At 46.4% G+C, this 22625-nt stretch carries 18 protein-coding genes; 7 read left to right on the forward strand and 11 right to left on the reverse strand.

The window, feature by feature from the left end; all coding sequences use genetic code 11:
* Positions 1–456 precede the first annotated feature (456 nt).
* Positions 457–1167 carry a YebC/PmpR family DNA-binding transcriptional regulator gene (locus AC58PV_RS32040; RefSeq protein WP_068665348.1) on the reverse strand — a complete coding sequence of 237 codons (711 nt, stop codon included), beginning with the start codon at positions 1165–1167 and terminating at the stop codon, positions 457–459.
* A gap of 212 nt (positions 1168–1379) precedes the next feature.
* Positions 1380–2234 carry an AraC family transcriptional regulator gene (locus AC58PV_RS32045; protein WP_497437035.1) on the reverse strand — a complete coding sequence of 285 codons (855 nt, stop codon included), beginning with the start codon at positions 2232–2234 and terminating at the stop codon, positions 1380–1382.
* A gap of 140 nt (positions 2235–2374) precedes the next feature.
* Here AC58PV_RS32045 and AC58PV_RS32050 point away from each other — a divergent pair, with 140 nt between their 5' ends.
* The gene (locus AC58PV_RS32050; RefSeq protein ID WP_497437037.1) at positions 2375–3241 is read left to right on the forward strand and encodes a phytanoyl-CoA dioxygenase family protein; all 867 of its coding nucleotides are present in this window, start codon (positions 2375–2377) and stop codon (positions 3239–3241) included.
* Between the two features lie 279 nt (positions 3242–3520).
* Here the strand turns inward: AC58PV_RS32050 and AC58PV_RS32055 are convergent, their stop codons facing one another.
* The 3 genes from AC58PV_RS32055 to AC58PV_RS32065 form a co-directional block, all read right to left on the reverse strand.
* A complete protein-coding gene (locus AC58PV_RS32055) occupies positions 3521–6661 on the reverse strand; it encodes an alpha-mannosidase (protein ID WP_497437089.1) in 3141 nt (1046 codons plus the stop codon).
* 73 nt (positions 6662–6734) lie between these two features.
* The gene (locus tag AC58PV_RS32060; protein WP_497437091.1) at positions 6735–7751 is read right to left on the reverse strand and encodes a LacI family DNA-binding transcriptional regulator; all 1017 of its coding nucleotides are present in this window, start codon (positions 7749–7751) and stop codon (positions 6735–6737) included.
* 157 nt (positions 7752–7908) lie between these two features.
* Positions 7909–9891 carry a glycoside hydrolase family 127 protein gene (locus AC58PV_RS32065; protein ID WP_497437038.1) on the reverse strand — a complete coding sequence of 661 codons (1983 nt, stop codon included), beginning with the start codon at positions 9889–9891 and terminating at the stop codon, positions 7909–7911.
* Positions 9892–10035: 144 nt separating this feature from the next.
* Here AC58PV_RS32065 and AC58PV_RS32070 point away from each other — a divergent pair, with 144 nt between their 5' ends.
* A complete protein-coding gene (locus AC58PV_RS32070; RefSeq protein ID WP_497437040.1) occupies positions 10036–10905 on the forward strand; it encodes a helix-turn-helix transcriptional regulator in 870 nt (289 codons plus the stop codon).
* A 77-nt stretch (positions 10906–10982) separates the two neighbouring features.
* On the opposite strand, the gene AC58PV_RS32075 is transcribed toward AC58PV_RS32070, so the two are convergent.
* Positions 10983–11873 carry an SMP-30/gluconolactonase/LRE family protein gene (locus AC58PV_RS32075; protein WP_497437041.1) on the reverse strand — a complete coding sequence of 297 codons (891 nt, stop codon included), beginning with the start codon at positions 11871–11873 and terminating at the stop codon, positions 10983–10985.
* Positions 11874–12038: 165 nt separating this feature from the next.
* Between AC58PV_RS32075 and AC58PV_RS32080 the strand changes: the two genes are divergently transcribed.
* The gene (locus AC58PV_RS32080; RefSeq protein WP_497437042.1) at positions 12039–13115 is read left to right on the forward strand and encodes a YncE family protein; all 1077 of its coding nucleotides are present in this window, start codon (positions 12039–12041) and stop codon (positions 13113–13115) included.
* Between the two features lie 228 nt (positions 13116–13343).
* On the opposite strand, the gene AC58PV_RS32085 is transcribed toward AC58PV_RS32080, so the two are convergent.
* From AC58PV_RS32085 to AC58PV_RS32095, 3 genes are all read right to left on the reverse strand, one after another.
* On the reverse strand, positions 13344–14816 hold the full coding sequence (locus AC58PV_RS32085; protein WP_497437043.1) for a glycoside hydrolase family 88 protein: 1473 nt from the start codon (positions 14814–14816) through the stop codon (positions 13344–13346).
* A 74-nt stretch (positions 14817–14890) separates the two neighbouring features.
* Positions 14891–15253: a Rieske (2Fe-2S) protein gene (locus tag AC58PV_RS32090; RefSeq protein ID WP_497437045.1), complete on the reverse strand. Its 363-nt coding sequence runs from the start codon at positions 15251–15253 to the stop codon at positions 14891–14893.
* The gene (locus tag AC58PV_RS32095) at positions 15250–16365 is read right to left on the reverse strand and encodes an amidohydrolase family protein (RefSeq protein ID WP_497437046.1); all 1116 of its coding nucleotides are present in this window, start codon (positions 16363–16365) and stop codon (positions 15250–15252) included. The genes AC58PV_RS32090 and AC58PV_RS32095 overlap by 4 nt, the downstream gene beginning before the upstream one ends.
* 221 nt (positions 16366–16586) lie before the next feature.
* Here AC58PV_RS32095 and AC58PV_RS32100 point away from each other — a divergent pair, with 221 nt between their 5' ends.
* Both AC58PV_RS32100 and AC58PV_RS32105 read left to right on the forward strand, forming a co-directional pair.
* Positions 16587–17063: a CBO0543 family protein gene (locus AC58PV_RS32100; protein WP_497437047.1), complete on the forward strand. Its 477-nt coding sequence runs from the start codon at positions 16587–16589 to the stop codon at positions 17061–17063.
* 44 nt (positions 17064–17107) lie between these two features.
* The gene (locus AC58PV_RS32105) at positions 17108–17377 is read left to right on the forward strand and encodes a helix-turn-helix domain-containing protein (protein WP_497437048.1); all 270 of its coding nucleotides are present in this window, start codon (positions 17108–17110) and stop codon (positions 17375–17377) included.
* Between the two features lie 39 nt (positions 17378–17416).
* Here the strand turns inward: AC58PV_RS32105 and AC58PV_RS32110 are convergent, their stop codons facing one another.
* Positions 17417–18613, reverse strand: coding sequence for a Gfo/Idh/MocA family protein (locus tag AC58PV_RS32110; RefSeq protein WP_497437050.1), 1197 nt, complete (start codon positions 18611–18613; stop codon positions 17417–17419).
* A gap of 222 nt (positions 18614–18835) precedes the next feature.
* Between AC58PV_RS32110 and AC58PV_RS32115 the strand changes: the two genes are divergently transcribed.
* Both AC58PV_RS32115 and AC58PV_RS32120 read left to right on the forward strand, forming a co-directional pair.
* The gene (locus tag AC58PV_RS32115) at positions 18836–19645 is read left to right on the forward strand and encodes a sugar phosphate isomerase/epimerase family protein (protein WP_497437051.1); all 810 of its coding nucleotides are present in this window, start codon (positions 18836–18838) and stop codon (positions 19643–19645) included.
* Between the two features lie 126 nt (positions 19646–19771).
* Positions 19772–20665 carry an AraC family transcriptional regulator gene (locus AC58PV_RS32120; protein WP_497437053.1) on the forward strand — a complete coding sequence of 298 codons (894 nt, stop codon included), beginning with the start codon at positions 19772–19774 and terminating at the stop codon, positions 20663–20665.
* 790 nt (positions 20666–21455) lie between these two features.
* Here the strand turns inward: AC58PV_RS32120 and AC58PV_RS32125 are convergent.
* Positions 21456–22610, reverse strand: coding sequence for a glycoside hydrolase family 88 protein (locus tag AC58PV_RS32125; RefSeq protein ID WP_497437054.1), 1155 nt, complete (start codon positions 22608–22610; stop codon positions 21456–21458).
* Positions 22611–22625 lie beyond the last annotated feature (15 nt).

Here is a 22625-nt window from a genome sequence, read left to right on the forward strand (position 1 = left end):
GCCATTGGATTTCGCCAATGTCTGTCTGCTAGCTACGGGGCGGCTTGGTCCTTACCCCGACCGAACTTTCATCGGTTAGATGTACCTAGCTTAGCTAGGCACGCAGCTGTACATTTTCCATCTATTCACTAAAACCAATGGAAAACGGCAGGATTAACTGTAGATTTTTCATTTAATTGAAATTTCAGCTACTCAAGAGCATACTTGCTCTACTTCTACTTTCACCTCTTACCTTCTACCTTCTACCTTCTACTACTTTTCTACTTCTACTTCTACTTCTACTTCTACTTCTACCTCAACCACAACAGCGACAAATCAAACCTTTCTCAACCGCCACAAACAAATTAAATGGATTTTATGTATCTATTTTTACTGATTCTCCATCTAACTGAAACGAAAAAGAAGCAGCTTAGATCTCAGATCCAAGCTACTTCCTCTATCTTTAATTCCGTATTTCTATTCCACGTTATGATACACTTGCTGAACATCTTCTAAATCTTCCAATGCGTCAATCATTTTGTCGAATTGGACTTGTGCGTCATCGGATAACGTCACGTTGTTCTGTGCAATCATCGTCAACTCAGCAACTGCGAATTCCGTGATGCCAGCTTGCTTGAGCGCCTCTTGAACGGCGTGGAACTCTTCTGGCTCCGCATACACCATGATCATGTCTTCTTCTTCAAGAAGATCACGAACGTTCACATCTGCTTCCATGAGAATCTCCATGATCTCATCCATGCTTTTATCTTCAATACCGATCGCCGCTGTCGCATCGAACATGTAAGCTACTGAACCCGTTACTCCCATGTTACCGCCATTTTTACTGAATGCGGCACGAACACTTGAAGCGGTGCGGTTAACGTTATTCGTCAGCGTGTCCACAATAACCATGGAACCATTGGGTCCAAAACCTTCATAACGAAGCTCTTCATAGATTTCATCGGAGCTGCCTTTAGCTTTATTAATCGCGCGATCAATGATCGCTTTCGGAACGTTATACGTTTTGGCGCGCTCAAGAACGACTTTCAACGCACGGTTCGATTCCGGGTCAGGCTCACCTTTACGTGCCGCTACATAAATTTCTAAGCCGAACTTCGCGTACACGCGACTGGTACTTGCATCGTTTGAAGCTTTCTTCTCTTTTATGTTATTCCACTTACGTCCCACTATGGATCCCACTTTCTATTATGATTTCATTCCCTATCATAACCTATTTTCATGTGAATTTAAACACTGATTGAACGCTCGACAGACCAACGCGAATGCCAAATGTGTTAAATGACATCATATAATTGGCAAGCAGGCTCTATTTTTTCCATGGGTAAACGTCGCGGTAGTCCAATGAAGCAGTAGTATGGACTGCATTTGCAGTTTTCCAATTACCCCTTCCTCCTACGAAACTCCGTTGGAGATACACCGTGAAATTGTGTGAATTGTTTGGTAAAATGATGGACCGATGAGTACCCGAAATCCTCCGCAATAGATGTAATCGAACGGTTACTTTCCCACAGGGCAGCCTCGACTTGCCTCATAATGGCTTGGGTCCAGTATGCTTTCGGTGAGATCCCTGTTGCTTGTTTAAACAGCTCATGAAATTGCGTTTTGCGAAGCCCACATTGGCTCATCCATTCGTCATAACCTCGACTTGCGTTCGCCTCCCTATCCATGCGCTCGATAATTGGAATCATGCGGTAATCGATGAATTGTGGCTTTGAAGCCATTTGTACAAGAGCGAGAAGAAATGCTTTGAGGAGATTGCTTACGATTAACTCGGAGTAGTGGTCGCTTCTTCTCGACTGGGATACGGCATGAATAAATAATTGACCAAGTGAAGCATCATGCTGGATAGGTGTAACGACAGGCAGCATCGCCAATTCAGCGCAAGGGACAATCTGTGTTAACAACTCTCGCTTAAAGTCAGACTCATTCCACACGAGATGTTGACTGCTTCTCAATTGATAATTCCAGAGATCACAATACAGGTTATAGGTAGCTAGCGGATGATCGGGATTGGCATAAAAAGAGTGTCCCACTTCAGGTGGCAAATAGATTAGATCACCCTTTTTCACAGGATATGTTTTCCCCTCGGTGGAAACCGACCCTTTGCCTCCAGCAACGAAATGAAACGCATAGCAATATCCAATTCTGCCAACCTCAGCCTGATTGCGTTCGACTGGAAATTGATAATAATGTCCCACTCTTACATAGGGATTAACAGCCGTCAAGGAAGTCATAGTAACCCTCACAATCGGAAATAATTTGGCGAAATGAATGACCGGAAGAATTGATCAACAGACGAACGCAGAAGCAAATACAACGACCGATCCAAGTGTTATATTTTCTATATTACAACACATATTGGAGGGTGAGTAGATTGATTAAGCAAACTAGAAGCGGAAGTTTAACTACCGAACAGTCGAAGTTTTATGAGGAACAGGGGTATCTGATCATTCCCCAGTTATTGTCTGAAGAAGACTTGGCCTCAGCTCGTGAAGCGATGACTGAGAAGGTATCGATGATTGCGGACGAACTGTTCGCGGATGGACTCATTACAGATAAGCTTGAAGACCGTCCCTTTCCCAATCGCTTAGCCGAGCTATTCCAGGATCTGTCTGCCGAAATCTTCCTAAAATATGGCCGAAGCTGGCGTGACCGCATCCCTGGTTACTTCACCTTGATGAGCAATCCCAAAATACTGGATGCCGTAGAATCATTAATTGGCGGAGAGCTTTTCGCAAATCCCGTCTACAACGTGCGCCCGAAGGTCCCCAAAGTAGCTGCTGGCGCAGTACCTTGGCATCAAGATAAATCCTATTGGCCGGATGCGAATGCGAATCCTGTTATTACCGTCTGGATTCCGCTTGTCGACGCGAATGAGGTGAATGGCTGCCTGCATATCAAACCTCAGACACATCGCAAACGTGTACTCAAGTGGCATCGCGAAACCCACACAGGTACAGGCTATACCGCACTCAAAGACAGTCAACTTGGCAAAACAGAAACCGTTGCCCTGCCCGTACCTGCCGGAAGCGCAATTTTGTTCAACGATCGTTGCCTTCACATGTCCACACCGAATATGTCCGATACGGTTCGTTGGAGTGTGGACCTTCGCTATCAACCGACTGATCAAGATCCCATGATCCAACATGGCATCGGCTTCTTAGCAAGAAGCCACCAACATCCTACACGTGTAGCTACGTTGGCGGATTGGCTGGCTGGAAGGCCTGAGCATGTGGAGTAAGATTGTAGCCGGCCAGATTTACATTTAAATGGAAATTATACAGCTAATTCTGCCCATTTCGTTAAGATTTCTTCAAATCATAGAAATTAACTGGCGTTTTTCCATCTAGTTTGCATTTGCTCCATAAATCGAATGATTTAACTGTATAGAATCCATCAATTTTCCATAGGAGGGAGTAAGTAGTAGCCGTCCCCTATAGCTAGGTAGTCTACAATACTGAATCAAAAAAAGGCAGTCCCAAAAGTAGAACCATCTACTCGGACTGCCTCTCCATCATATTTACAGAGTCACTTTAAACGTACGAATTTCATAAGGTTTAATAAACATCTCTATCCTGTCCCCTTCGATTACTTCACCGACGGGTCTCTCCATAAGATCGCACTCCTGCCATGTCTTCACGGAATAATCACTAGTAAGGGTAACGCTATGTCGTGATCCCGTATATTCGTGGAGACGTACGATTAGTGCGTCGCTGTCTTCCGCTTTTTTAACCGCATCCACAAGAACATGCTCCGAGGAAAGATGGAACAACGATTGCGCATCCACCGATGTGCGTCCAACTGAGTAATGCAGCGGATTGTTCAGCGCCCACGCTTCTTTCACCGTCTCCCCTTCTACCCAGTCCCCTTGGTGCGGCAGCAATGCATACGTAAACTCGTGAGCACCTTGATCGGCATGCGGATCGGGATAGGTCGCAGATTTAATCAGCGATAGACGAATCGTATGATCCTTGATGTCATGACCGTATTTGCAATCATTTAGCAAACTAACCCCATAGCCACGCTCAGACAAATCGACCCATTGATGACCGACACTTTCAAAACGTGCATAATCCCAACTTGTATTCCAATGCGTAGGCCGTTTCACATTCCCGAATTGAATATCATACGTAGCTTCCGTGGACCGAACGGACACAGGAAAAGCAACTTTGAGCAGTTGTTGGCGTTCTCGCCAGTCTACTTTTGTAGCAAAATCTATCCGTCTGCTATCCGCATAAACGATCATTTCCTGTTGAATCGTTGAGTCCATATAGGACCACTCAAACACCACAACCGCACGCAGCGGTCCATTTTCGGCCAAGCTAACGGATTTCAGAGCCGTGACTTCACGCATTTTTTCCTGATAAAAAATATCAATATCCCACGCCTCAAAGTCCTTCGGCTTATCCTCAAACACTTGCAGCACATTGCCGCGTTCGCCTTCAGCCAGAACCTCCCGCTCACTCGCTTTATCCCAAATGCTTAGTAATTGGCCTGTTTCGTTCCAACGTATCTCATAGAAAGGAGTCGAAATACCTTGAGCGATTGAGCCCGTTTCAAAGCTAGTTGAGCTCACTATAGCCGCTGCTGCCTCTTGGAAAGCAATGGTGCTCCATCCGAGTGACGGTACTTGCGAAACAAGCACTAACCATTGATCCCCTTCTAGTTGTGAAGACAACACCTGCCCAGCACAATCAACCCACTGCCCTTGCGTCCCAACCTCACTCACAGGAATAACCACGATTTCTTCTCTGGCAAAAGAAGCACTATTCCATATCGTAAACGTCTTCTGTTCCGTATTGGAGGTAGAGATGAGCTCGGCAGCTGCCCCATGAATGGCTTTTCGACCAATCTGTTCGGCTTCGGCATACTCCAACCGTGAATCTTCATATACCTCAGGGATGGAAGAACCCGGAATGATATCGTGGAACTGATTGCGCAGCACGATTTTCCAGCCTTCGTACAGGTCATTACTTGGATATTGACGCCAATCCGCGCCCACGACAGCTTGCACAACTTGCAGCCATTCCGCTTCCCTGTACAGCAGCTCTAATTTGCGGTTCATCCGTTTATTATAAGCCTGACTGGTGTAGGTGCCACGGTGGTACTCGAGATACAACTCCCCATCCCATGTATGCACGTAACTATCTGTCGTTTTCACCGTCTCATTCAACTTTTCAAAATACTCATCGACTCGGCCCGTAACGACCTTCGGCAAACCTGGCATGTTCTCCAAGCGGCGTCTCATTTCTAACATATCCCGATTCACACCACCGCCGCCATCACCATAGCCATAGGATAATAGCAACTCTTGATTCACTTCTTTATCACGATACGTATCCCAGATGCCTTTGACTGAAAAAGGCTCAACCGCGCCATTATACGTGTACCACCAGACTGTCGAACCTGGTACTTCCGGTGTTGTGACGAAATGGGTAAGAACCTCTGTCCCATCCATCCCTCGCCACTGAAACGTATCGTGCGGCATGCGATTGTATTGGTTCCAGCTGATTTTGGTCGTCATAAAGGTGTTAATCCCTGACTTTTGTAGAATTTGCGGCAATGCCCAGCTATAGCCAAACACATCAGGCAGCCACAAATATTTACACTCGACACCAAATTCGCTCCGTAGGAATTGTGTACCATAGAGCAGCTGTCGAACCAAAGATTCCCCGCTCGTCAGATTGCAATCTGCTTCCAACCACATCGCGCCGCCAGCTTCCCAGCGCCCTTCTTCGATTCTTTTCTTCATTTGCTCATAGATGTCTGGATAGTCGTTCTTGATGTATTCATATAGCTGCGGTTGTGTTTGAAGAAACACATACTCAGGATATTTCTCCATTAACCGCAGGACTGTGGAAAAAGATCTGGCCGACTTCTCTCGTGTATGTGTTAATCGCCATAACCATGCAACATCGATATGGGTATGCCCAATACAGCGCACTGTGACGGTATGTCGTTGCTCCCAGCCAGCTGCTTCACCTGCCAAGAAAGTCTGAGCCTCACGTATAGAGGCATAGAACGTCTCCGAACCTGGACGGGACCAATCGAGTTTCAAAAACGCGCGATCGATCGCCTTCAGCAACTCCTGACGTTCTGCTTGGTTCTCGTTAAGCAGCTTTACAGTTTCCAGAATAGCTCGGCCCGTGTAGTACAAATCATCTGTCGCTTCATCTAATACAGCAATCTCCGCTCTAAGGAGCTCATGGACTTGGTCCTTCGGTACACCGCCGCCTTCCAGTCCCGACCATAACCGAAATAACAATTCAACCTCTGATCCAATTAGCTCTTCTGGGAAAAATACTTCCGTATGATTGGAGTCAACGCCTTGATACGGCTGACCGTTCACAAACAACAACGATTCAAATCCCGAATTATTGCCGGGTCCCGTCTTTCCAAAATCAAATAAACCTAGCGGGGTCTGCCCCCTCCATTCAGCAGGAATCGTTATCTTTTGCTTGAGCCACACATACCGGTCACGTCCTTGCCAACGATCCCCTACGCTGATTTCGCTCCATTCATTGGAATTGGGCTCGCGGACACCATTTTCCTTCTGCTCATCCACTTGGAAGCTAAATGTTGCAATGGTTTGGCTTTCGCGATACCGATACGAGGCTAATTCGCTCAATCTCTTGGTTAATTTGTCAATTGTCCAGAACATCATGTGCGCTCTCCTTTTTATATAACACGTGTTATACCACTCTAAAAAAAGACCTGACGACAGCAGTTCTTCTTTAACTGCTTTCACCAGGCTGAAGCTCTGCTTCGACCCATAGTTTTGTAGCCATGGTTGGTGCTTTAACTCCATTCATTTGTTCATTCAAAGCATGAACTGCCATCTCTCCCATACGGACATAAGGGATATCCATGACAGTCAAGATCGGGAGCATGGCTTGATTATTACGCATGGTATTATCCGCGCTCGTAAGCAGAATATCTTCTCCGATTCGCAGACGAAGTTCATGTGCTTTCCGATACATCAGAGGGACAGCCACAGACCAGTTGACTAATAAGGAAGGGACACCCTCGCTTATATCTGTCGATACTTCCTGCAGCAACTCCGTGATCGCAGGTTCATCGTCCAACGTAATAACACGGACAATGGGATTCCTCGCATTTTGCTCGCACCAAGTTAAATAGGCTTCTCTACGGTCACGTTCTGCCCAATTTTCGATATCATGCTCGTTTCTAAAAATAACATAGATCGGTTGAATACCCTCTCGGTTATGCATATACGTCAAAGCCTGATATACACTTTGCTTGTAATCTACGAGAATCGAAACGACCTCTGATTGCTCAGCATAACCTTCGATCGAAACGAATGGAATACCGAACTGATTGCTTTGAGTAACCCAACCTTCGTCAACTGTGTTTAATGCATCCAGTGAAATAATACCATCAATTCTCCGCTGCAAATAGAAATCAGCCAGCTTGCTCAGATCCATACTGGGATCTCCACTAAGCAAAATATGATACCCATACTCTGTACATGCTCGTTGAATTCCTTCGAGTACCTGCAGAAACAATGGATTGCGCGTATTCCCAAATGCAGCGATACAGAAGCTCTTCCCTGTCTTCATACCGCTCGCCCTTGCATCGACATGATAGTTGAGCTCGCGGATGGCTTCAAGGACCGCTTCCCGCTTCTCCTTACTAACACCAATGCCTGGTGTATCGTTAAGAACGGCTGAAACCACACTGCGTGAAACCCCTGCTCGCTTGGCTACATCGAAGCTTGTTACTCTTTTCATAGACAAATTAATAGCACCTCTACCCAAAATATAACACGTGTTATAACCAATGTAAATATGGTGTTTTTCACACTCCCCTGTTAGCCGTTGACTCTTCACTTCTCGCAGCAAAAAGCCCCTCGGATCAGATCCGAAGGACTCCTAACTTTCACAAGGGTTACACGCCGCCTTTGCGAATCCAGACTGACATCTCGCCAACACCTCGGTTGCCCCAGAGATAATAGGGCACAGCCTTCAGCTTCACTCGCTCTAACATCTGCTGTGAAGTGAATGGACGGTACGGCGAATCATCCGCCCACGAAGTGGACGCATTGGCATAGCCCTCTGTTCCAATCACGACGGCACCACCTAGCAAATTCGGCTCACAATTCGCTTGTAACTTCTGCCCCACATCAATTGAAATGGAGGCGAGAGGAGTGCCATTATCCACTTCTTCCAGACAATAAACGAGTGGCCCTCGTTCAATCGCAACTTTACCAGCATTCGCTCGAATCTCGGGGTGAGCGATGGTCAGCTGAGCTTCTAGCGCAAGTTCCCACTCCACGATGTCACCTTGCGTCCATTGTCTGTCAACTGTGGCATAGCCATTTACGATATCGTACGTCGTCAACGCACCGTTGATTTTCATGACAGCTCTCCTTTGGCTCCAAGACGGGATGCGCAGCGCTAGTGTAAACGTTTCTTGCGGTACTATAGTTAGCTCTATTCGGACATAACCTTCCCAGGGAAGCTTGGACTGTTGTGTCATAACAACTTCGCCAACGGCAAGTTGAAAGCGAGCCTCACTACCAATAAACAGATGTGCGTAGACCGTATTGTCCGATGGCGTCGATGTGTAAATATAGCTGTTTAATGAACTTAGCAGACGTGCCACATTCGGAGGACAGCATGAGCATCCGAACCACTTCTGCCGTTCTGCTTTAACATGATGACGACCAGGATTGAGTTCTGAAGCCTTCGGCCAAACTTCCAGCGGATTCACATAGAAGTAATGCTTGCCGTCTTGTGACATGCTGCCAATGACATTGTTATACAGCGCACGCTCCATGACATCCGCATACTCACTTTTCGCTTCTAGCTGCAGCATACGCTGAGCAAAGAAGATGAGGCCGATTGAAGCACATGTTTCCGCGTAAACCGTATCGTTGGGCATATCATAATCGAACGTGAAGGCTTCCCCATGATGTGTTGAGCCTATTCCACCAGTGATGTACATCTGCTTCTTGGTTGTGTTATCCCACAGACGGCGACAAGCCGCAGCCAAGGAATCATCCGCGGTTAATCTGGCAAGATCAGCCATTGCTGTGTACATGTAAACAGCTCGCACCGAGTGACCGATGGCCACGTCCTGTTCGCGTACTGGCTTATGCGCTTGGTTGTACGCCATCTGTGCTACGGTCGGAATCGGTTGTTTCTTTTGCGTCCAATAGCTGAAGCCATCTCTTTCTTTACATTCTTCAACGAGAAAGTTCGGTTCCGTACCTCGCTCATCAATGAAGAATTGGGCTAGTTTCACATAGCGGTCTTCCCCTGTAGCTCGAGCAAGTTTAATGAGTGCAAGTTCGACTTCTTGATGTCCGTCGTAGCCTCGGATTTGTCCAGGATCACGACCGAAGATGGTCTCGATATAGTCAGCGAATTTACACATGACATCTAGCAGTTTTCTTTTGCCCGTCGCATCATAGTAAGCAACAGCCGCCTCCATCATGTGACCAGCACAATACAATTCATGAGCTTCATACAAATTCGTCCATGCCTCACCTGGTTTTTTTATCGTAAAATACGTATTTAAATAACCGTTCTCATGCTGTGCTTTGGCAATGAGTTCAATGACCTCATCCGCTGTTTGTTCCAAGGTAGGGTCTGGCGTATTCGCCAGAGAATACCCCACTGCTTCGAGCCACTTGGCAAGGTCGCTATCCTGAAAAATGAATCCGCCAAACTCTCCATCTTCGAGCCCTGCGGCAATCCTGAAATTGCGTATAGCATAGCTGGGCTCTACACCTTCGATTGCGTCATTCAAAGCATCCCATTGATACGGAATTACAGTTCCTCGTACTAGTTCCATAAATGGATCCCAAAATGAATCCTGTATGCGTACCTTGTTGTTCGTTGCCTGTTTGCTCGTGAAATTCATCATATGTAGAATCTCCTCTTGTCGTTTTATTTTATATAACATTTGATTATCAACTACATACAGTTTATCCTTATAAATAAAGAGAAAATATAAATGAATCCAACCAGATTTATATAAAATTTAACACAGGTTTATGGGGGGAAAACGATGAGTGAATTGGGTTATATTTGGATGGAATTACCACCCCTTCCCTACTACATAACGATAGGTTTCTCTACCTACCGTCCAGGTGAAATGCATCCGAGCCGACGCAATTTAGGCATTTTCGATCTGCTCTGGGTGACCAAAGGAACCTTATATATCGGTGAAGACGATAAAGAGTGGGAGGTATCCGAGGGGCAAACGCTACTATTACTGCCGGATCGCTACCATTTTCCTGTTAAAGGTTGTGACGTTGAAACCATTTTCTATTGGATTCATTTCGACTTTCAAGGTGCTTGGCACCAAACTACAGATGGGGATCTCGGGGCTATTTACGGACAACAAGTTCGCAATGCTTGGGAAAATCCGTATCGGATTCGCCTCCCGCAATATGGTAATCCAACCGAATTCACGCTTGCCGAGCGACATCTTCGCAAATTATTGACTGACTCGGCTCATCACCGTTCAGAGACGTATTGGAGTGAACAGCAACTCTTCATGGAATTGCTGCGTCTGCTTGATGCTGGACATTCTCGCAGCGATGCGTCTCCTGCTCAGCTGCTGGCAGACAAAGTCGAGACGTATTTACGCCAGCATTATCAATCTGATGTGACGAATAGCTCACTCGCTGAAGAATTTCATTTTCATCCCAACTATATTGTCAGATGTATGAAAGAAATCTATGATTGCACGCCAATGGCCTATCTGCACGACTACCGAATCGAGCAGGCGAAGCTACTGCTTATCAAAACAGAGTGGTCCATTGCGCGAATCGCGGAGCATGTCGGTTTTCTTAATGCGCCTTACTTCTCTAATTGTTTCAAAGGGGCTATCGGCCTCTCGCCGCTACGGTTCCGAAAGCAGTATTCTGCATGAGGAGCATACCAGGGAACAAATGAAGAAGAAGCCAAGCGCAACCTGCAACTTAGCTTCTTATACGTATACCTAGGTCGTTAACCACCGTAAAAATTTGCCTGAGGGCCTTTCACATCTAACTTTATCCGAAACAAACTTCCCGCATGGGGTTGATTCTCTCGATCCTCTTCGCTAACACCTACACTAGCCGTGGTAATATACAATTCATCCATGTGCTCTCCGCCAAATGCACAAGAACTTGTCCTCTCCACAGGGACAGCGATTGAGCCTATTTTCTCACCTGTCACCGGGTTATAACGCCCTACCTGCCAGCCTCCCCATTGCGCAACCCATAACATGCCTTCGTTATCCACAGCCATCCCATCTGGAAAACCTTCGTCTTCGGCTATAGTAACAACGGTACGCGGATTGGAGATGTCGCCTGTTTCTCCATTGTAGTCATAAGCTACTACTTTTTTCGTCGGCGAATCAATGTAATACATAATCGTGTTATCGGGACTCCAGCCTAACCCATTGGATACGGTAATACAGCCATCCTCAACGGTTCGAACGGTACCATCGGTATCCAGGCAATAGAGTGAGCCTGTTGGCGCTGATTCATTCTGCGCCATCGTACCTGCCCAGAACCTGCCGGCGCGATCACATTTGCCATCATTAAACCGATTGTTAAGTAATTGACTCTCTGGATCTACAAGGGGGGTTGCTGTCTCGGTATCCATATCTAGAAGATGAAAACCTCGCTGCAAAGCAAGAACCATGCCACCATGCTGTCTTGGAACAGCGGCGCCTATCTTTTGATCTAATCGAATTGTGCGATTGTTTCCATCAGCGGGATTATACAAATGTACGGCTTGTCCATTAATATCAACCCATACGAGCTGCCCTGTCGTGTGGTCCCAGACGGGACCTTCGCCTAGATTAGCTTGTATGTCCCCGATACGTTCAATTCCATCATAGTGATGTATCATTTCCATGCCTCCTCAGAGATGGGTATGTAATCGTTGTCATGCATGTTTGACGCTATAAAGGTTCGAAAGTTGTGCCCCGCTGTCCTAACTCGCGTCTAGCAGTTCCCATTAGCCTGATACTGAATATGATAGCAGTACCATATGTCTTGGGGAAGGGGTACTTTTATGATAATCCGTAAAGCCGTACGCGTTTCAAAGCCGAAAATCTCATCGACCATGCCACGCTTGATTGCAACTATTCCTGTCAAAAGTCCTGCCCTATACTTCGCCATTAATCCTTTAACGAATCGGCTATATTTTATTCAAGGTGACAACCGCCTCGGTGTTCTGGATACAGTAACTAACAAGGTCATAACGACAATTACCATTGGTAAATTGCCATACAATATGGCTATCAATACACGTACAAATCGCATCTATGTATCCAATTTTTATGATGGTACCGTTTCCGTTGTCAACGGACGTACAAACCGTGTTATTTCTACCATTAAAGTTGGTGAACGCAGCGATTATCTAGCGGTTAACACGCGTACGAATCTAATCTATGTTTCAACGATCTCTTTACGCTCCCGAAATGCCAATCTCGTCGTGCTGAATGGCGCTACGAATAACGTACACCGCACCATTCCATTCCAAGGACGCCCTTCGCAAATACTAGTCAATGCTGTAACGAATCGGATCTACGTAACCAACACAACGACGGATACATTAGCTGTGATCCGAGGAGACACCAATAGGATTATCGCGACACGTAAAGTCGGAAGAAACCCTGTAATTACTCCTGTGCTTGATCGAAAAACGAACCAGCTATATGTCGCAAATAATTTAAGCAGATACAGCTCCGTCGTGAACTTGCGTACCCTTCGTGTGCGAAAGGTTCTGCTCGGAAGACGACAACGAGAAATTACACTAAACCCGCTAACGTGTCGGCTTTATATCTCAAGTGCACAAATTTCCGTGAAGGGGCGGATTTTTGTTGTAAGCAGCCGCACAAACCAAGTCATCGGTTCGTTAACCGTGCCTGCCTTTACCGATGCGCTGATTAATCCACGAACAAACCACTTATTCGTCTCTGAATCCACCGAAAAAGGTGCCGTTCCACTCATCGTCTATAACGGCAGCAGTCTCAAGCCACTCAAGAAGCTCAAAGTTAGCGCTGGGTCGGGGTCTTTGCTGCTTAACCCGCACACGAATCGCATCTACGTGGGCGGAGAAAAGACGATATCTGTCATTCAGGATTGATGCTCAGTCTTGGCGGGGTCCGTAACTCGATTATTTCGAGTTACGGGAGAGATTCTTGGCCCTGGCGGGTCCGTAACTCGATTTTTTCGAGTTACGGGGCCGCCCTGTGCTTGTTTTTTCACTGATAGTCGAATTTCTCGACTATCCCATCCCCGCAGGTGCCTATCACTCTACAGATAGTCGATTCTTCCGACTATCTCTTAACCCATCACAAAAACAACACCTCGTTCAGGAAATCCCCTGAACGAGGTGTTGTTCAATCTGATACAAAGCAGCATCCAATTGTGCTGCTAGGCCTGTTGCCATTTGAGACATAACCCGGTAGCCGCTTCGCTGGAGCTCTTCTCCACCTTTATTATTCTGGGCGACGCCATGTAGAAATCCATCTTCCGTTAGATACGGCGTGAGTGCGTCTTTGACTCTTTTACTCACTGCTAATGAGGAATCGCCAAGAATACCTAGCTGCACACCAATTGCCAATGAGGCTGCAATGGCGGCAGAGCCTGAAGTTTCCACGCCTGTTTGCGGGTCATCCACATAAACATACCATAACCCATTTTCAGACTGGTGACCTATAATCACTTCTGCTATACGAACAAGCTCGTCTTTAAGCACTTTGATACGCGCTTGAATTGCCAGAGACATCCTGTCAAGTTCGTCATATTCATACAGTACACGAAGCGTCCTTGCTAATCCCAGCATGTACCACGCATAAGCGCGAGACCAATTAGCGAAGCTGTGACTACCATCCTCGTGATGTCTCAGATACAGATCTGCCCCACAAGTAAGTCGTTGCTGGCGAGATTCCAATTGCTGGATAGCCAAAAGGGCTAAATCTTCTCGCTTATACAGCTTGGCCAGCACCGCCAATGGATAGGCAATGGTATAGCTGCCCTCCGCTGAGAGGATCGCACCATCCATAATCGTACCATCCTGTGAGGTTTCGGATAACCAAAACGATATGGCTGAGTCAATCGCTGGATGATTCGGATCCAGTTGTGCTAATGCGGCAAAGGGCAGCGTTCCCTCAATACCATAGATGCGCCCATCAACGGGTGCACTTCGTGGGTTCTCATAATGAAGCGAGCCTGCCGCATCGAAGAACAGCTGTAAATGCTCCTGAGCTGTCCCTAGATATTTTCCTCCACCATATGCAGACTCCAAATCCAGTAAACCATCTAACACACAACCTTCTAACCAGCCAAAAGGCTGCAGGGAAGACAGCGTTGCCAGCGATGCTGACATCCTCTGCCATGGATCACTCGGTTCTACCTTTGTGACAAGGAGATGTGGAAATAGCAAGGGCGCTTCAGCTGACCCCTCCTTAAATATCCAAAGTGGCGAGCTTCCTTGCGTTAATCGTAGCTCGACGCCCTCGATTGCCAGCAGCTCAACTTGCTCGCTACTTAGCAACAATTGATACGGCTGAAACACAGAAGCATATCTAATGTCCCACTCCCCGATAACTATGCCGCTCAACGCTGAACGTGCCTCGACGCGCACTTCCTCACGAACATCAAGCGCCACAGTTATTCTCAACCACGCTGGCTGCCCCGTAATCTCACTCTTCCATAGAAGCCGTACACTTTGCTCTAATGTTTCACCTATCGCAACTGCCTTCCAGCCCATAGGAATCCGCTTTCCCTCTGGTACTTTTTTGCCTTCTGCTTCAACCTGGGTAACGCCAATATAAGAGACCAAGCTCGAACCTCCTACGCGTATTACCTTTGCACTCATTGAAATAAGTACATAGATCTCGTTCCCCTTACCCACATTTAGATAAGCACATAGATCTCATTTCCTTCAACCTCTACCTCATAACCTCGCAATTGCACGCCGGATTCAACCAAATGCTTGCCATCCATCAAACCAAACTCCCAGCCATGCCACGGGCAGCGCAATATTTCCTGATCGCGGCCATACTCGTACTCATAAACCAAGGAGGGCAGTCGAGTCCCGCACACGACACCCTCACAGACAGGAGCAGCCCCATGAGGACACATATTTCGCCATGCATAGTAACTCCCATTTACAAGGAATATACCGATTTCGACCCCTTTTTCTTCGACAATCTTGCGTCCTTTTTCGGTAAGTTCTTGGACACTGGCTGCTGCATATCTAGATTTTACTTTGCTCATTGCGAGGAATCCCCCTCACTAATAGGAACAGATGCAGCTATCGGAGCTGGAAAGGTCTCATGTCCATATAACTCCAAGGCATTATCAACCAGAATTCGTTGTCTTAAGTCTTTGCGAATTGGTTGCAGCGCCATTTGGGGATTATCGAAATCCCAATGCGGATAATCGGATGAGAACATAACCATGTTATCCGCCCCTAGCATATCTAAAATCTGATTAATATGCTCTGGCTTGCTTGGTTCTTCGATGGGTTGCGTCGTGAGTCGAATATGATCTTTGATGTATTCGGATGGTAATATTTTGAGCCAAGGAACTAAATCCCGAAGTCCTTTGAAATTCTTATCCATTCGCCACATAAGATGCGGAAGCCATGCTAATCCACCCTCAATGGCAACAAATTTGAGCTTAGGAAATTTCTCGAAAACCCCTTCACAAACTAAGCTATTGACATGAGACATGTAATTGATTGGTAAAATATTGTGCCATTCCAAATAGGATGTCGGATAACCCGATGGTGTCGGAGCTCCTGCAATTCCTCTACCCTCCGTACCGGGATGTACGGCAACTGGCAATCCATTACGCTCTGCCGCTTCATAGATAGGATGAAAGCAGCGCTGACCGAACAATGTGCGAGAGCCGCTGCACATAATAACCTGTATCATGTCGGGATGCTTGGCCATACGATCAATTTCCTTCGCAGCTGCAATCGGATCCGCGTGATTAATAAGAATAGAACCTTTATATACTGGACTCGCCTTCAACCAAGTTTCGACCAGCCAGTCGTTGTAAGCACTCGCGACAACATTGCCATAGTCTGGATTCGGATTCAAGGAAATCCCCAATATTCCAGAGCCGGTCAATATCCCGTAATCAATGCCATATTTATTAAAATGATGCTTCAACATGTGATGCGGATCACTCCCAGGAGTTCCTCCACCATCGGGCACGGCGTCTTTGCGCATCACACCTACCGGAGAATGCCAACCACCGCCATAACCTGGTCCGGCAGAAAGCCAATAACTATGCCAAGCTTTGGGCAGATAAGGCAGCAGATCTTTCGAATGAGCTATCGCATTATGGACATCTGTATCAATGATATTCGGTTTGTTCATCTTCAACATCTCCTCAAGTGTGAGCTTGTAATCCCTTATATATACAACTATAAGCCTCAAACCCACTCGCGTACATGAAGATATGTTGCGGAAAACTGGATTTTTGTTAGGTGATAACGAGTGACTTCCGTAAGAATATGGGAAACTAAACAGAGCTCGCTTAGTAAGAGGTTTTAAGTCAAGAGGTGTGGGCCATACTTGTAATAGTTACGAGGTAAGGAGTGGGCCGTATTTTATTAAATATCCTGATTGGTTTTGTTATTCCTTGGTTATTTGGCGCTGCTTGGTTTAAAAAAGCTCCAACCATTGCCATACTCATTTTCCCCATCTCCGCCATTGTCTCTATGATTATTAACGATATTGGTTATCATGTGGATTTTTGGGATTTCACACCGAAAATTGAAGATGATGAAACGATTTCCGCGCTCCCTTTTGACATTGGCCTCTATCCCTTGGCTGCATGTGTCGGCATTTACTGGATCGATTTTAAGAGGAAGCATCCTCTTGGCGTCCTGATTATACTTGCCTTCATCCTAACTTGCCTTGAATATATAGCTTATTTCGTTGGCAAACTTGAATATAACCATGGTTGGACAATTGGTTGGACGTTCGTTTCTTATTTCATTGCTGTGGCTGCTGTTTATGGATTCTATGCACTAGCGAGAAAGCATGGCGTCAACTTTACAAGTAGAAAATAATGCATAATCCGCTCTAGCAAGTTGTAGGGCGGATTTCGTTCGTCTTGGGCCAGATTTGGAATCGAAGTAGCGGGTCTTGCAGAGGATGCGATCCAACTTACATGTGTCAAATTTTCAAGCAGGAGACCGATGAAACCATTATTGAGTATCTAACGAAGGTACGGATTGAGAAATCCAAGGATCTCCTTAAGTCACCTGATCTGAAAATATTCGTTATCGCTGAGATGGTCGGCTTCGAGAATGCTACGTATTTTACAACAGTGTTCAAAAAGATAACCGGCGTCATTCCTGGGAAATACAGGAAAAGTTTATAGGTGAAGACGAAAAAGTGAGGGAGAAAGTTCCCTCACTTTTTACGCTTTGGAGAAGGAGCTGGACATATCTTCCTCTACTACGCTAGCTATCGTATTCTTCTTATACTTAGAGCTCTTGATAAGCTGCTGGAGCTTGGACTCATAAGCATCGGCATCGATTGGCAGCTCGATTGTCGTTTTATTGAAAGAAGATAACATGATACTGTTCGCCAGCGTTAATCCGTTAATACCTTCGGTACCATGTGCGATTAACAGACTTTCATCCCCGCTCTCAATAGCGCTAATGAAACGTTCCATCACATAAGGATGATTGTGCGGCACATTCAGTTTAACCGGAACCTCGGTATACCAGGTCTCAATATTTTCAAATTTAGTCGGCGTGTCGTGAATATGATGGATCATCGAAGCTCTGCCTTTGTTAATAATGATCTTATCATTCTCAAAAATTAAGTTGCCGAACTCTCCTACGATTTCCATCCGGTTCGTTCCAGGTGATTCCGCCGTTGTTACAATGAAATGACCAATCATCCCATTCTCATGCTCGAAATACGCCGTCACTTCATCCTCAACCTCGATGTTATGATACTTCCCAATATGCGCGAAGCCATGAACATGAGATGGCATACCGAACAGCCATTGGTACAAGTCCAAATTATGCGGACACTGGTTCGTCAGGATGCCTCCGCCCTCACCAGCCCACGTTGCGCGCCAATCGCCACTATCGAAATAGAGCTGCGAGCGAAACCATTTGGTGTTCACCCACGTAACACGCATCAATCTGCCTAATTCTTCGCTGGCAACGATCTCCTTCAACTTACGATGAAACGGCAGCGTTCTTTCTTGGAACATGATGCCAAAAATAAGTTCAGGCTTCTTCGCTTTGGCTTTCTCATAAGCAGCGATGATCGCCTTCGCATCATTGACATGAACAGCGATAGGCTTTTCACAAAGCACATGGATTCCTCTCTCGAAGGCTTCTATGGCAATCGCGGTATGATCGTAATGTGGCACGGCGATGATGATCGCCTCTAGCCCAGATTCATCGAATAAATCCACGACATGGTAATAGGCTTGTGTTCGTAACTCAGCTCCATATTTGTCCGCTTTCTCCTTGACGGTATCGCAAACACCAACGACTTCAACCCTATCCGATTCTTTGAGAATTGGAACATGTACGCCTCCACCAATGGCTCCAAGTCCAACAATGCCTACTTTTAATTTCGCTGCTGCGCTCATGGCATGAATCTCCCTCTACGAGTATAGTTTTGTGATCTCAGCCTCATTGTATCGCTTAGCCTTGCCCTCACCTATGCATTATCTTCGTCTTTTTATGCCCTTTTTTTCGATTCATCACATGATTCAAAAATAGTGCAAATCATTCTTAAAATACTGCATGTTCAGTCCGTACGCTTCTTGTTACTCTGAGATGGCAGGTAATGAAACTACGGAGGTATTGATATGAAAATTGCATTCCAAACCTTAGCCACTCCCAATTGGAGTTGGGCGCATACCTTGAGTGAAGCCAAACGCATGGGCTACGACGGGATTGAACTTCGAGGCATTGATGGCGAGATGTATTTACCAAGGGCGCATCCTTTTCTTCCGGAAAATATTGACCAAACGCTTATTGACATTGAACGCTCAGGGTTAGAAATTTGTTGTTTGGATGCTTCTTCCTCCTTCCATGATCCTGATAAATTGACACAAGCCATCCAGGAAGGCAAGGATTATATCGACCTCGCGGTGCAGTTGAAGGTTCCGTATATTCGTGTATTCGGAGACTTCGTACCTCAAACGGACGCCAGAGCAGAGGTCATTGCGCGTATAATCTCCGCACTCACAGAGTTAGGGCAATATGCCGAAGGCAAACAAGTTACCGTCTTACTCGAGACACATGGAGATATTAACAACTACCCAATTGTTCAGGAAATTTTGACGGGGGCATCAAGCAGCGCTCTTGGTCTCCTATGGGATTTCGGACATCCCTATTTTAATAAAGAGGCTCCTGAAGTTACTTATCGTGAATTAGCTCCATATATCAAACACACGCATGTAAAAGATGCCAAATTATTACCACTCGGCCATGAGCTTTGCCTGATCGGAGAAGGTGATGTGCCAGTAGCGGAAATGATTCATATTTTGAAAAGAAATGGTTACGACGGCTGGTTGTCGCTTGAATATGAGAAAAAATGGTATCCCGATCTGCTGGAGGAACCCGAAGTTTCATTGCCTGCCTATATGGCGTTTGTAAAGGGAGTTTTGGCCTAAAAAGGAAGAAGCAGCCGAGTAAGGATATTGACAAATATTCGGAAGATTAAAGATAATGTGAACATGCGAGGATCCCACTCGTTTCAAGTTCTGTTCTGTTATCGCTCTCGAAAGGTGGCTCTTGTCATGCCCTTATATCCGTACAAGGCTTTTATGGACGATGCATTTCCTTTTAAAATAGATATTAAAAACAACGAGGTTCTTAGTGGCAGCGTCCCTCATTCCCATGAGTATTTTCAAATCTGCTATGTGATGAAAGGGACCTGTCTGCATAAAGTCAATGGCAAAACAGCTACACTCATTAAAGGCGATTTGTTTTCTATTCCGCCCCATTTCGATCATCACATCGAGCTCATTCCCAATAAACATACGGAGATTGCTCATATTGATTTCATGCCTTTCTTACTTGATCAAAGTTTGCAAGGACTCACGGATATGAGTAGTTTTGTCGATTTCGCTTTCATCCAGCCATTTGTGGCCTTGAACGATCGCCTGCTGCCCAAGCTGAACCTGAGCCACGAAGTGCAACTAGATACGGAACGGCTGATAGCCGAAATGATCCAGGAACTGCAACAACGCAAGGATGGATTTACGCTCATCATTAAATTAAATTTGCAGAAGCTCCTCGTTGTAGCAGGCCGAGAATATGCGGCTTATGTCGAGAAAACGACTGAGAACAAGCACGTGCAAGCTAATCGTAAATATTTCGAAAAAGCCTTAGATTTTATTAAAATGAACTACAACTCTGATCTGCATTTGCAAGAAGTCGCCTCCAAAGCGGCAATGTCGCCTACGTATTTCAGCACGATGTTCAAGATCTTAAAGGGCCGCTCCTTCGTCGAATATGTGAATGACATTCGGCTGGAAGAAGCCATGAAACTCCTCAAACAAACCGATGAACGCATCGAAGACATCTCCTACCTGACAGGATTTAATCATATGTCCCACTTTCATCGCACATTCAAGAAAGCGACTAACCTTACGCCTGCTGAGTATCGCAAGTTGAGTCATGTGGAGTGAGAATCAGTTGGAAGGCGAAGGCGGGGGCGGGGGTGTATAGTCGCTCGATCGCGCTCAACTTCGCATATCTGTCAGGTGTAACGCCCATATTAGGCGTTACATCACACCATTTGCGCTCACGATACTCTGTAAGGCCCCTATTGGGCGTTACAGACGCCTGATTGGACTCAACTTCGCATATCTGACAGGCGTAACGCCCAAATTAGGCGTTACAGCTCACCATTTGCGCTCACGATACTCTGTAAGGCCCCTATTGGGCGTTACAGACGCATGAATGCGCTCAACTTTGCATATCCGTCAACTGTAACGCCCAAATTAGGCGTTACAGCACAACATTTGGGCTCACGCTTTTCTGTAAGGCCCCGAATGGGCCTTACAGACGCCCGAATGCGCTCAACTTCGCATATCCGTCAACTGTAACTCCCAAATTAGGCGTTACAGCTCACAATCCGCGCACTCGCTACTCTGTAAGGCCCCAATGCGCTCAACTTCGCATATCCGTCAACTGTAACTCCCAAATTAGGCGTTACAGCACACCATTTGCGCACTCGCTTTCCTGTAAGGCCCCGATTGGGCCTTACAGACGCATGAATGCGCTCAACTTCGCATATCCGTCAACTGTAACGCCCAAATTAGGCGTTACAGCACACAATTTGCGCTCACGTTTTCCTGTAAGGCCCAATTGGGCCTTACAGACGCCCGATCGCATACGCCTGCGCATGGGCGGGCCTAGAAATTCCGCCAAAAAAATGAGCTAAGCGCAAAACACCGCTTAGCTCATTTTCCTATCCTAGAATATCCGCTGCTTCCATCCTAGCAGCTTAGCCAGCGCTTCGACGTAATAGTAATCGCCATAGATGAGCGATACATTCACGTTTTGTCCCGCCGGCTTATTTCCAGTTCCCTCCAACAGAATTGCTTGGTGCTCCGGTTGATTCCACGTACCGTAGTTCACCGTTAGTGAAAGCAGCATCTCTTCTGCAGCGCGGAGATACATCGCACCTTCGTTTGGCGGCAGGAAAGTCGCCAACTCAATTAGCCCGGATGCCGCGCAGGAAGCAGCCGATGTATCTCTTGGCTCGTTATCCAGCGTAGCATCAGCACGGAAATCCCAGTGTGCCACGTGATCTTCCGGCAGGCACGCTAAGAAGTAATTCGCCACGCGCTGTGCCGCTTTTAAATACTGAGAGTCTCCTGTAAATCGATACACATTGGCCAATCCATGCAAAGCCCACGCTGCACCACGGCTCCAAGCCGATTGCGGGCCGGCTCCTTGACCGCCAAGCGATTCAATCAACTCGCCTGTCTTCGGGTCGAAGCTCAAGATATGGTTCACGGAGCCGTCTTCCCGGATGAACTTCTGAACAACCGTATCCGCTTGAGCTCTTCCGATATGTTCGAAACGCGGATCACCAGTCACCTCAGCTGCCCAGAATAGAATGGACAGGTTCATCGTGGAATCGACAATTGACCAGCCTAACTTATCTTGGTTCCACGCACGAATGAAGTTACCGGCAATGTTGAACCGGCCTGCAAGGAAATTGGCCGCTTGGAGCCCCCGACGCAATCCATCTTTATCACCTGTCAGCTTATGCTTAATGACCGCTGTCGGCAAATATTGAAAGCCAACATCATGGTGGAAATTATTATCTTGAATACTTTTTTGCTCAAATTTGCCGTCCCATTCCCAAGCTGCATCTTTGTAATGCTCTTTGCCCGTCATCTCATGCATAATCCATAGAATACCCGGCCAGAAACCTGACGTCCACCAATCGATTCGCATATCATCATAGACGCCGTCTTCATTAGCAACATGCGGAGATTTCTCCCCGATTTGCTCGATCATACGGTCAACCTTCACTTGCAGCTCTTTCCATACATCGGGCAAAATATCCCCAAGTTTCTGTGCGTTCTGCCAGTTTCCTGTATCCTTACGTTCACTCATCTTATAATCCTCCTC

The organism is Paenibacillus sp. J22FR83, from assembly GCF_059691955.1.